This is a genomic window from Antrihabitans spumae (assembly GCF_043944905.1).
GTDB classification, from domain to species: Bacteria; Actinomycetota; Actinomycetes; order Mycobacteriales; family Mycobacteriaceae; genus Antrihabitans; species Antrihabitans spumae.
This window is the reverse complement of sequence record NZ_JBIMSN010000063.1, coordinates 22,320-33,028: the sequence shown is the minus strand read 5'-3', so window position 1 is coordinate 33,028 and position 10,709 is coordinate 22,320. Positions and strand designations below refer to the sequence as shown.

Sequence of the window (10,709 nt, the reverse complement as noted above, 5' to 3'; positions counted from 1 at the left end):
CGTTCCCGAAACAGCTCCGTCACGAAACCGTTCCCGCCGATCCACCCCCATTAGTCTTTCTGGTGGTCAGGACCACCGAAAGGACTCACGAGGCCGAAGGCCAACTGCCGTTCGTCGCGCGAAATCGACCGCTTGTCGCACAGAACGACACCCTGGCGAGTGTCCTCCTTTATGCCCTACTGCTGTGACCTCCATCTCACTAGCGTCTGACACATCAGACCTAGACCGAGGAGTGCTCCATGGCCACCATCCCTCTCAGCGCGAACGGACCGGACCAAGTCCGGATAGCCTCCGCTGCGGAGTTCACCGCAATGCAGGCAAGTCCTGAATTTCAGGACCTGCGGAAGCGATTGCGCAACTTCGTCTTTCCGATGACTGCCTTTTTCTTGATCTGGTACGTCGTGTACGTACTGCTCGCCGCGTACGCGCACGACTTCATGGCGACCAAGCTCTTCGGCAACATCAATGTCGGCCTGGTCCTCGGTCTTGCTCAATTCGTCACCACGTTCGCCATCACGGGGATCTACATTCGCTTCGCCAACAAACAGCTCGATCCGCGCGCCGCGGCCATCCGCGCCGAACTCGAAGGACCCCGGTCATGAGCATTCTTGCCGCACCAGCAGAGACGGTAGGTAGTCCGCTCGCCAACATGGCCATCTTCGCGGCTTTCGTGACTGTCACGATGGTCGTCGTCATCCGCGCCGGACGTAACAACAAGACCGCATCCGACTTCTACACCGGCGGACGCGGATTCTCCGGGCCGCAGAACGGCGTTGCGATCGCAGGTGACTACCTCTCGGCCGCAAGCTTCCTCGGAATCGCCGGCGCGATCGCCGTTTACGGCTACGACGGCTTCCTGTACTCGATCGGCTTTCTCGTCGCCTGGCTCGTAGCTTTGCTGCTCGTTGCCGAAATGCTCAGGAACACCGGCAAATTCACCATGGCCGACGTGCTGAGCTTCAGGCTCAAGCAGGGACCGGTGCGGACCGCCGCAGCACTGTCGACACTCACCGTCTCACTGTTCTACTTGCTCGCGCAGATGGCAGGCGCAGGCGGTCTCGTTGCACTGCTGCTCGACATCTCCGACCGCACAGGGCAATCCATCGTCATCGCCGTCGTCGGAATCTTGATGATCGTCTACGTCTTGGTCGGTGGCATGAAGGGCACCACCTGGGTGCAGATCATCAAGGCTGTTCTGCTCATTGCAGGCGCCGCATTTATGACCGTCCTCGTGTTCGCGAAATTCGGTTTCAACCTGTCGGAGATCCTCGGATCGGCGCAGGAGAAGGTGTCCGGATCGGCCGCCGAAGCTGTCGCTGCGCGTGACGTTCTCGCTCCCGGTGCCCAGTACGGCGGCAGCGAGATGTCGAAGTTGAACTTCCTGTCACTCGGCCTCGCACTCGTGCTCGGTACAGCGGGTCTCCCCCACGTTCTGATGCGCTTCTACACGGTCCCGACAGCGAAGGAAGCTCGTCGTTCGGTCGTGTGGGCAATCGCGCTCATCGGTGCGTTCTACCTGTTCACACTGGTTCTCGGCTACGGCGCAGCCGCAATTGTCGGACCCGACCGCATCCTCGCCGCTGCCGGTGGCCAGAACTCCGCGGCTCCCCTGCTCGCCTTCGAACTCGGCGGCGTGATCCTGCTCGGCATCATCTCGGCGGTCGCATTCGCAACCATTCTTGCCGTCGTTGCCGGCCTGACCATCACTGCTTCGGCCTCGTTCGCCCACGACATCTATGCAAGTGTCATCCGCAAGGGTGAGGCCACCAACGACGAGCAGGTCAGGGTATCTCGCATCACTGCTGTCGTAATCGGTGTTCTCGCAATCGGTCTCGGCATCCTGGCAAACGGACAGAACATCGCGTTCCTGGTCGCCCTCGCCTTCGCCGTCGCAGCAGCAGCCAACCTGCCGACGATCCTGTACTCGCTGTTCTGGAAGCGCTTCAACACCCGCGGTGCGCTGTGGAGCATGTACGGCGGCCTGATCTCGACCATCGTGCTCATCGTGTTCTCCCCCGCGGTGTCCGGCAACAAAACCGCGATGATCCCGGGCTCCGACTTCGACTACTTCCCACTGTCGAACCCCGGAATCGTCTCCATCCCACTCGCATTCATCCTCGGCATCGTCGGGACGTTGACGTCGAGCACGAAGGAGAGCGAAGCGAAGCAGGCCGAGATGGAGGTCCGCTCCATCACCGGTGTCGGCGCCGAAAAGGCCACCGCACACTGACCTCGGCACCACCCCAACCTACTTGCAACGTCTACCTGAGAGATTGACAGCTATGACCTCGAGCCTCGAAACCGAACCGGTCTCCTATCCCCCAGCGGAGGAGTTCGCAGCCACTGCGAACGCAGGGTCCGAACTGCAGGAGGCAGCCGATGCCGACCGGCTTGCCTTCTGGGCGACGCAAGCCAACCGCTTGCACTGGCACGAGCAGTGGACCGAAGTACTGGATTGGAAGGGTGCTGACTCCGACTACATCGCGAAGTGGTTTGTCGGCGGCAAGCTGAACGTCGCCTACAACTGCGTCGACCGCCACGTCATCGACGGTTACGGCAACCAGGTAGCGATTCACTGGGAAGGCGAGCCCGGCGACTCGCGGGAGCTCACCTACGCACAGCTTCTAGCCGAAGTGAGCAGGGCTGCAAACTATTTCACCGAAATCGGGCTTACCGCCGGCGATCGGGTCGCGATCTACATGCCGATGATTCCCGAGGCCATCGTCACGATGCTGGCGTGCGCTCGACTCGGTTTGATCCATTCGGTTGTGTTCGCAGGCTTCTCCTCGAGCGCGCTGCGGCAGCGGGTCGACGACGCCGAGGCTCGGTTGGTCGTGACAACGGACGGTCAGTGGCGTCGCGGCAAGCCGGCGCCACTGAAAGCAGCCGTCGACGAGGCGCTGGCGAAGGGTGAGCATTCCGTCGAGCACGTCCTCGTCGTTCGGCGCACCGAAAGCGAAGTCGTGTGGACCGAGAATCGTGATGTGTGGTGGCACGACACGGTCGCGAACGCGTCCGATCAGCACGAGGCCCAGCCGTTCGACTCCGAGCACCCACTCTTCGTGCTCTACACATCGGGCACGACCGGTAAGCCGAAGGGCATCGTTCACACTTCGGGTGGCTACCTGACCCAGACGTCGTACACCCACCACTACGTCTTCGACCACAAGCCGGGCAAAGACGTCTACTGGTGCACCGCCGACATCGGCTGGGTCACCGGCCACAGCTACATCGTCTACGGACCACTGTCGAACCGCGTCACCCAGGTCGTCTACGAGGGCACGCCCAACTCCCCCGACGAGCACCGACACTGGAACATCGTCGAAAAGTACGGCGTGTCAATCTATTACACGGCACCGACGCTGGTTCGCACGTTCATGAAGTGGGGTCGCCAGATCCCGCAGGCGCACGACCTGTCCTCGATCCGCCTGCTCGGCTCGGTCGGCGAACCCATCAACCCGGAAGCGTGGCGCTGGTACCGCGAGGTGATCGGCGGCAACAAAGCACCCATCGTCGACACCTGGTGGCAGACCGAAACCGGCGCGATCATGATGTCGCCACTGCCGGGAGTGACTTCGACCAAGCCGGGCGCAGCGATGGGTCCGTTGCCGGGGATCTCGGCGAAGGTCGTCGACGAGAACGGTGTGGAAGTCGTTCTCGGTGAGACGGAAGCAAACGGCTACCTCGTCCTCGACGAACCGTGGCCAGCCATGCTTCGCGGCATCTGGGGTGACACCGAACGCTACAAGTCCACCTACTGGGACCGTTACGCCGAGCAGGGCTGGTACTTCGCAGGCGACGGCGCCAGGATCGACGTCGACGGTGCCTACTGGATCCTCGGCCGCGTCGACGACGTGATGAACGTATCCGGACATCGCATCTCGACGGCCGAAGTCGAGTCGGCACTCGTCGGGCACCACAGCGTCGCGGAAGCCGCTGTTGTCGGAGCCACCGACGCGACGACCGGGCAGGGCATCGTTGCTTTCGTCATCCTCAAGGCAAGTAGCGGCTCGAGTGACGAGTTGATCGGTGAGCTGGTCGCACATGTCGCGCACGACATCGGCCCGATCGCTAAGCCGAAGGCAATTCATATCGTGCCGGAGCTGCCCAAGACTCGAAGCGGCAAGATCATGCGACGGCTACTCCGCGACATCGCCGAAGGCCGCGAGCTGGGCGACACCTCGACGCTCGTAGACCCGTCGGTATTCGAATCGATTCGCGAGAAGTCCGCGACCTGACCGCATAACGTGCCGCCGTCGAACGGGCCGATGAGGGACCGTTCGGCGGCGGGCTCGTGAGTCTTTTCGGAGGTCAGAACCTCCGAATAGACTCACGAGGCGCGGAGCGCCCTACCCAGAAATGGCAGCACGATCCTCGCTAGCCCCGCCGGATCGTCGAGTTGTGGACAATGCCCCGACCTCGGCATCACGACCAATTCGCTGTGCGGAATCAATGCGTGCAGCATGCGACTCGACGCGACCGGGATGGTCCGGTCCTTCGCGCCGTGGACGATCAGGGTCGGACACTCGATCGTCATGCCCGCGTAGCCGGTTCGGGTTTCACGGGCGACCGCAATCGCGCCGTTCGCAAGACCTGCGAGTGCACGCGAATCAGGTACCGACTCGACCCAGCGTGCGATCACGGCTGGATCCGCTGCGGCAGGCTTGCTGTACAGCAACCGCCGGAAGAGGAGTTCGACCGAGTACTCGAGCGGTCGGCGCGGGACCCGCGCTCCGGCAAGCAGCAGCCGTGGCAATCTCGGCGCACGTCGCCGTCGGACATAGCGCGCCACCCAGTGATCGGCCAGGATCGGCTCGTCGACGGTGATCACCGCCTCGACACCGTTCGGACGCCGAGCGGCGGCGCGCACCGAGACACACGCTCCCAGCGAGTTTCCCATCAGCACCAGCGGCCGATCGGACTCTTCGAGCAGTGCGTCGACGAACGAATCGAGCTGCGGCAGAATAGGTCCAGCTGTACGGCGATCAGCCTTGCCGAATCCGGGCAGGTCGACAGCGATGGCCGCTCGGCCTGCGTTGTCGAACAGCGTCAGCAACGCCCGCCAGGTATCTGCACTGTCGGCGTAACCATGCAGCAAAACGACAGGCGTGCCGTCCCCCTGCACGGAGAGAACCCGGGTGTGCACGCCTCCGTAGCACACCCGGGTTGCCGTGATCATCTACTCAGGAGTCCCTTCGCGATGTGGGTCACCTGAATTTCGTTGCTGCCCGCATAGATCATGAGCGACTTCGCATCTCGGGCCAATTGCTCGACCCGGTACTCGGTCATGTAACCGTTGCCGCCGAACAGCTGGACGGCCTCCATCGCCACCTCGGTCGCTGCCTCCGAGCTGTACAACTTCATCGCCGACGCCTCGGCCAACGACGGCATCTTGCCCGCCTTCAACCGCTCGACGGCCTGGAACACCATGTTCTGCACATTGATTCGCGCTACTTCCATCTTCGCCAGCTTGAGCTGGATCAGTTGGAAGTTACCGATCTCCTGACCCCACAGCGTTCGACTCTTCGCGTAGTCGACCGACAGCCGGTGACATTCGTTGATGATGCCGAGCGCCAGCACGGCTACGCCGACCCGTTCTGCGGTGAAACTCGAACGCGCGCTTTCGCGTCCGTCGCCGCCCGTGTGTTCCTCGGTCTCCCCGAGCAGACGATCCTTGCCGAGTCGGACGTTGGAGAAGAACAGCTCACCGGTCGGCGAGGAGTGCATACCCATCTTCTTGAACGGCTTACCTTGTGTGAAGCCCTCCATGCCGGAGTCGAGCACGAACGTCAACACCTTGCGGTTCCGTTTGTCGGCGTTGTCACCCTCGTCGAGCTTGGCGTACACGACGATCGTGTCCGCGAACGGGCCATTGGTGATGAACGTCTTCTGACCGTTGAGGATGTAGTCGTCGCCGTCGCACTTGACGTAGGTCTTCATGCCGCCGAACGCGTCCGAACCCGAGTCGGGTTCGGTGATCGCCCACGCTGCAACCTTTTCCAGCGTCAGGATGTCGGTCAGCCACCGCTCCTTCTGAGCGAGGGTGCCTCGCGACATGATCGTTGCAGCGCCGAGGCCGAGGCTCACGCCAACCGCCGCAACCATTCCTAGGCTCACGCCTGCGAGTTCGCTGACGACGACGAGTCCCATGGATGCCTGGGCAGCCATGTCACCGGCACCCGACTTGGACTTCTTCTCCGGCCTGGGTTCCCCGGCAGCGATAGCCGCTTCCTTGGCGCGTTCCTTCTCCAACAACGTCTTGGCTGCCTCGGCTGCCATGACGTCGATGCCGAACTCGCTGAACAATTTTCGCAGGATCCCGTACGGCGGCAGATCACCGTGCTCGAGTGCGTCGATGTTGGGTCGTATCTCTTTTTCGATGAATTCGCGAACTGCATCGCGCATCATCAGATCGGTATCGGACCATTCGATCATGCGTACTCCTTTGTACGGGAAGTGTTGTGCGGGAGGAACTGCTCAATTCGGCAGGCGGTCCGCGATGTCGTCGATCAGCCACGGGCCCTCGGTCTCGATCGTCGAGACGTCGGTCCAGCCCTGCAGCGTCGAGATAGCGCCACCCTGCACGGCAAAAACCTGACCCGTCAGCGGGCACTTTTCCGCTGCCAGGTAGGCAACGACAGGAGAGATGTTGGCCGGGCTGAAGTAGTCGAACTCGCCTTCCTCGATCTCGGCAGAGAAGATCGCGCCCATACCCGGCGTCGCTTCGGTGAGGCGGGTGCGAGCGATGGGCGCGATTGCGTTGACACGCACGCCGTACCGCTCCAACTCGTCGGCGGCAACGAGCGTCAGCGCTGCGATGCCTGCCTTGGCTGCGCCGTAGTTCGTCTGCCCCGGTTGTGGAACCGTGACCCCCGACGCCGACGCGGTGTTGATCACGGCGGCGTTGGGCTGATTGCCCAACTTGGACTGCGTCTTCCAGTACACCGCGGCGTGATGCAGCACCGCCGCATGGCCTTTCAGGTGAACCGAGAGGACCGCGTCCCACTGCGACTCCTCCATCGATGCGATGAAGTTGTCGCGCAGTATGCCTGCGTTGTTCACGACGACGTCCAACTGCCCGAACTCGTCGATCGCCTGCTGCACCAGCGCCTGTGCACCGGCCCAGGTTGCGACGTTGTCCGTATTGGCAACGGCTTTTCCGCCCGCGGCGACAATCTCGTCGGCTACCTGCTGTGCGGGTCCGGCGTCGGTTCCCTCGCCCGAGTTGCTACCCCCGAGATCGTTGACGACAACCGATGCGCCTTCGTGTGCGAACAGCAACGCGTGTTCGCGGCCGATACCGCGTCCGGCGCCAGTGATGACGGCTACCCGGCCATCCAATGCACCCATAAGAAATCCTTCCAGAAAGTGCGGGCGACAAGTCGCCTCGTGAGTCCTTTCGGTGGTCAGGACCTCCGAAAAGACGCACGAGGCGCGAAGCGCCCTATTTGTCGTTTTTTATGACGGCAAGGCCGTCGGTGATGACGAGGTCGCCGCCGCGTGCGGTTTCGAATGCATAAGTGGTAGAACCGTTTTGGGCGCCGACCTCCCAGATTCGCGTCTCCAGGTCGTCGCCTGGGATGACCATCTTCGAGAAGCGCACCGCAAACCGTTCGAGCCGATTCACATCCGAGCCGCCGACCTCGGTCAATACGGCCCACGAGGTGAACGCCATCGTGCACAATCCGTGCCCGATGATGCCGGGGAGGCCGGAATCGCGGGCGACCTCGGCATCCAGATGAATCGGCATCGGATCGCCTGCGGCGGGCGCGTACCGGAACGTCTGATCCTCGTCGAAGTGCTGTGTCACCTTGGCGACTGGAGCCTGCTCGCGCAGCGTCGGATCGAACTTGTGGCTCGGGCTGAGCTGACCGATCTTCTTGCCGGCGTTGAAACCTCGCACGAAGCAGGTGACGTACTGCTCGTTTACCAATTCGCCGTCCTCGGTACGGCATTCGAGCAAAATCGTTGCCCGGGTGCCGTTGTCGAGTCCTTCGTAGCCGGTCATCTTGCCGCGTGAAACCAACTTGTCGCCAGGCTTCGTCGCCCGGTGGAAATGAAAGTCTTGCTCGCCGTGCACGATGCGTGGAATCAGCTCGACCGGCATCACATCGACCGCGGGTACGAGAAGCGACTCGAACACCGGAACGATGTTGAAGACCGGCGATGCGACCTCGCCGTCGAGGTGGGCCGCGATCGGATCGTTCGTCGCCTTCGCGTATTCGATCAGCCGTTCCCTGGTGACCTCGAAGCTGTCCTCGTCGCTCCAGACGTCCAACCCGGCGTCATCGAATTGCAGTACTTCGTCCATACCTGTTCTCCCGTGCTCGAATTCGGGTCAGGCCGACGCAGCTGCGAGTGCGTCCAACTGCTCGAGAGTCTTGTCCAGCTGCTTGAGACCGTCCTTCTCGACCGCTTTGCCGAGCGCACCTTTGATGAGTGCACCTTCGAAGTCACCCGATACGTCGAACTTGGTGCCGTCGCCGTCCGGTTCGATCGTGAATGAGAATTGCGTCTTCACCCCTGCCATGCCGACACCCGCAAGGACGAGAGAGTTGGGGGCGTCGACCGTTTCGACGGTCCAGTCGATCTTGTTCGCCATGCCGAGCATCATGATCTTGGCGGTGAGCTTGGCGCCCTCCGTGAGGGTCGCCGGTGGCTCTTCGATCCAGCGCTCGTGGATGGTGAACCACTTGTCCCAGGTGCTGGGATCCGACACTGTCGCCCACACTGCGGCCGGGCTTGCGGTCAGGTTCTTGGTTGCTTCGATGTGACCCATGGTTGTGTTCTCCTCGTTGAGTTGTGTTGGTAGATCAGGTGATCGACTGGCTCAGCGCTCTGCGCGCTGGTAGGCGGTGACGACAGCGGCGCCGCCGAGGCCGATGTTGTGTTGCAAAGCGGCGGTGACGTTCTCGACCTGGCGCTTGTCTGCGGTACCGCGCAGTTGCCAGGTCAGTTCGGCGCATTGCGCCAAGCCGGTTGCGCCCAGCGGATGGCCCTTCGAGATGAGCCCGCCCGACGGGTTGACGACCCAGCGTCCGCCGTAGGTGGTGTCGTCGTTGTCGAGCAATTTGCCCGCTTCGCCCTCACCGCACAGGCCGAGCGCCTCGTAGAGCAGGAGTTCGTTGGCGGAGAAGCAGTCGTGCAACTCGATCACCTGGAAGTCGTCGGCCCCGAGGCCGGACTGCTCGTACACCGATCGCGCGGCTTGCACGTTCATGTCGTAGCCGATGATGTTCTTCGCTGTGCCGTCGAAGGACGACTCGAAGTCGGTGGTCATGGCCTGGCCGACGATTTCGACGGCCTGCCCCGCGAGGCCGTGCTTGTCGACGAAGGCTTCCGACGCCAGGATCGCCGCTCCCGACCCGTCCGATGTCGGCGAGCACTGCAACTTGGTGATCCCCGACGGCGGGTAGATCATCTTGGCGTCTTTGATCTGGTCGAGGGTGTACGCGTCCTGGAACTGGGCGTACGGATTGTTGACCGAATGCTTGTGGTTCTTGTAGCCGATCTTCGCGAAGTGTTCCGCGGTGGTGCCGTAGGTGTCCATGTGTTCTTTGCCTGCCGCGCCGAACAGCCAGGATGCCGGCGGGAACACCACTTCCGAGATCTCCGCCATCTTGTTGAAGTGGATGGCCATGGGCTGCTCGCGGTCCTCGAAGGTGACGCCGAGCGAGCCTGGGTTCATCTTCTCGAAGCCGAGCGCGATCGTGCAGTCGGCCAACCCACCTTTGATGGCGCGCGCGGCCAGGTAGAGGGCCGTCGACCCCGTCGAGCAGTTGTTGTTGACGTTGACCACCGGAATGCCGGTCATCCCGAGTTCGTAGATCGCTCGCTGCCCCGATGTCGACTCGCCGTAGACATATCCGACATATGCCTCTTGAACTTCGCGGTAGTCGATGCCTGCATCCGCTAGAGCTTTGGTGCCGGACTCGCGCGCCATGTCCGGGTAGTCCCAGTCCTTGCTGCCCGGTTTCTCGAACTTCGTCATGCCGACGCCGATGACGTACACCTTGTTGTTGGCCATACTTACAAACATACAGGCGTGTATGTAATGACGCAAGCAAACGTTCCGCGCAGCTCGCGGGTGTTAGCGGGCCCGGTTGCCCGCCCAGCTTTCGAGTTCGGGCTCTGCGATCCGACGAAGGTTGGCGCTCGCCCGGTCCCACCGGCGCCGTGCGCGGTCGGGGTCGGCGTCGACGTAGCTCGAGATCAGGATCCCCCGCAGCGCGTCCATCGCCGTGTAGAGGAAGTCGCGCATCGGCTTGAGGACAGGAGCGGGCATGGCCTCCGCGAGCAGTGTCATCATCGAATTGACGACCACCGGCTCGAACTTCGCCACCTCGCGACCCAGCTGCGGATCCGTTCGTCCGGCAACCCACAGTTCAACCGTGGCAATGAATATCGGGCCGGCATGAATGTCCCACAGCAGATCGAACATCGCGCCGAGCGGATCCGGATTCGCCTGCACGCTGCTGATGTCGCGGATCACCGCGTCGGTCCGCTTCGCGGCAAGGTGCCTGATGGCCGCCATGACCAGGTCGGTCTTGGAACCGAAGTGATGTACCTGAGCGCCGCGGGTCACGCCCGCCTTCTCGGCGACCCGTGGAGTCGTCGTGCCGACGTAGCCGTATTCGACGAGGCATTCGATCGTCGCGTCGAGCAGTCGAGCACGCATCTCACTGCTGCGTTGCTCCTGCGTACGACGC

General features: G+C 62.5%; 11 protein-coding genes. 4 read left to right on the top strand and 7 right to left on the bottom strand.

What is annotated here, in order from left to right:
• The 4 genes from ACHIRB_RS16735 to acs form a co-directional block, all read left to right on the top strand.
• The coding region (locus ACHIRB_RS16735) for a hypothetical protein (RefSeq protein ID WP_395127727.1) at nucleotides 1–188 on the top strand (188 nt) is incomplete at its 5' end.
• 51 nt (nucleotides 189–239) lie between these two features.
• The gene (locus ACHIRB_RS16730; RefSeq protein ID WP_395125991.1) at nucleotides 240–602 is read left to right on the top strand and encodes a DUF485 domain-containing protein; all 363 of its coding nucleotides are present in this window, start codon (nucleotides 240–242) and stop codon (nucleotides 600–602) included.
• Nucleotides 599–2,230: a solute symporter family protein gene (locus ACHIRB_RS16725; RefSeq protein ID WP_199701531.1), complete on the top strand. Its 1,632-nt coding sequence runs from the start codon at nucleotides 599–601 to the stop codon at nucleotides 2,228–2,230. The genes ACHIRB_RS16730 and ACHIRB_RS16725 overlap by 4 nt, the downstream gene beginning before the upstream one ends.
• 52 nt (nucleotides 2,231–2,282) lie before the next feature.
• The gene (acs, locus tag ACHIRB_RS16720; RefSeq protein WP_395116147.1) at nucleotides 2,283–4,238 is read left to right on the top strand and encodes an acetate--CoA ligase; all 1,956 of its coding nucleotides are present in this window, start codon (nucleotides 2,283–2,285) and stop codon (nucleotides 4,236–4,238) included.
• Between the two features lie 92 nt (nucleotides 4,239–4,330).
• On the opposite strand, the gene ACHIRB_RS16715 is transcribed toward acs, so the two are convergent.
• The 7 genes from ACHIRB_RS16715 to ACHIRB_RS16685 form a co-directional block, all read right to left on the bottom strand.
• Nucleotides 4,331–5,179, bottom strand: coding sequence for an alpha/beta fold hydrolase (locus ACHIRB_RS16715; protein ID WP_395125990.1), 849 nt, complete (start codon nucleotides 5,177–5,179; stop codon nucleotides 4,331–4,333).
• Entirely contained in the window at nucleotides 5,176–6,435 is a 1,260-nt protein-coding gene (locus ACHIRB_RS16710; protein WP_395127726.1) for an acyl-CoA dehydrogenase family protein, read from the bottom strand. Before ACHIRB_RS16710 ends, ACHIRB_RS16715 begins: the two co-directional genes overlap by 4 nt.
• Before the next feature lie 42 nt (nucleotides 6,436–6,477).
• Nucleotides 6,478–7,350, bottom strand: coding sequence for an SDR family oxidoreductase (locus ACHIRB_RS16705; RefSeq protein WP_395125989.1), 873 nt, complete (start codon nucleotides 7,348–7,350; stop codon nucleotides 6,478–6,480).
• Between the two features lie 94 nt (nucleotides 7,351–7,444).
• Complete coding sequence (locus ACHIRB_RS16700; RefSeq protein ID WP_395116139.1) at nucleotides 7,445–8,311, bottom strand: MaoC/PaaZ C-terminal domain-containing protein; 867 nt, start codon at nucleotides 8,309–8,311, stop codon at nucleotides 7,445–7,447.
• 27 nt (nucleotides 8,312–8,338) lie between these two features.
• Nucleotides 8,339–8,779 carry a type II toxin-antitoxin system Rv0910 family toxin gene (locus tag ACHIRB_RS16695; protein ID WP_395116137.1) on the bottom strand — a complete coding sequence of 147 codons (441 nt, stop codon included), beginning with the start codon at nucleotides 8,777–8,779 and terminating at the stop codon, nucleotides 8,339–8,341.
• Nucleotides 8,780–8,830: 51 nt separating this feature from the next.
• Complete coding sequence (locus tag ACHIRB_RS16690; protein WP_395116135.1) at nucleotides 8,831–10,027, bottom strand: lipid-transfer protein; 1,197 nt, start codon at nucleotides 10,025–10,027, stop codon at nucleotides 8,831–8,833.
• Between the two features lie 63 nt (nucleotides 10,028–10,090).
• Nucleotides 10,091–10,678 (bottom strand): TetR/AcrR family transcriptional regulator, encoded by a 588-nt coding sequence (locus ACHIRB_RS16685; protein ID WP_395116213.1) that lies wholly within the window; start codon nucleotides 10,676–10,678, stop codon nucleotides 10,091–10,093.
• Between the last annotated feature and the right edge of the window lie 31 nt (nucleotides 10,679–10,709).

Bases quoted from the DNA above. Each gene is read 5' to 3' on its own strand.
- ACHIRB_RS16730 (WP_395125991.1), top strand. From the start codon at position 240: ATGGCCACCATCCCTCTCAGCGCGAACGGACCGGACCAAGTCCGGATA.
- ACHIRB_RS16725 (WP_199701531.1), top strand. From the start codon at position 599: ATGAGCATTCTTGCCGCACCAGCAGAGACGGTAGGTAGTCCGCTCGCC.
- acs (WP_395116147.1), top strand. From the start codon at position 2,283: ATGACCTCGAGCCTCGAAACCGAACCGGTCTCCTATCCCCCAGCGGAG.
- ACHIRB_RS16715 (WP_395125990.1), bottom strand. From the start codon at position 5,179: ATGATCACGGCAACCCGGGTGTGCTACGGAGGCGTGCACACCCGGGTT.
- ACHIRB_RS16710 (WP_395127726.1), bottom strand. From the start codon at position 6,435: ATGATCGAATGGTCCGATACCGATCTGATGATGCGCGATGCAGTTCGC.
- ACHIRB_RS16705 (WP_395125989.1), bottom strand. From the start codon at position 7,350: ATGGGTGCATTGGATGGCCGGGTAGCCGTCATCACTGGCGCCGGACGC.
- ACHIRB_RS16700 (WP_395116139.1), bottom strand. From the start codon at position 8,311: ATGGACGAAGTACTGCAATTCGATGACGCCGGGTTGGACGTCTGGAGC.
- ACHIRB_RS16695 (WP_395116137.1), bottom strand. From the start codon at position 8,779: ATGGGTCACATCGAAGCAACCAAGAACCTGACCGCAAGCCCGGCCGCA.
- ACHIRB_RS16690 (WP_395116135.1), bottom strand. From the start codon at position 10,027: ATGGCCAACAACAAGGTGTACGTCATCGGCGTCGGCATGACGAAGTTC.
- ACHIRB_RS16685 (WP_395116213.1), bottom strand. From the start codon at position 10,678: ATGCGTGCTCGACTGCTCGACGCGACGATCGAATGCCTCGTCGAATAC.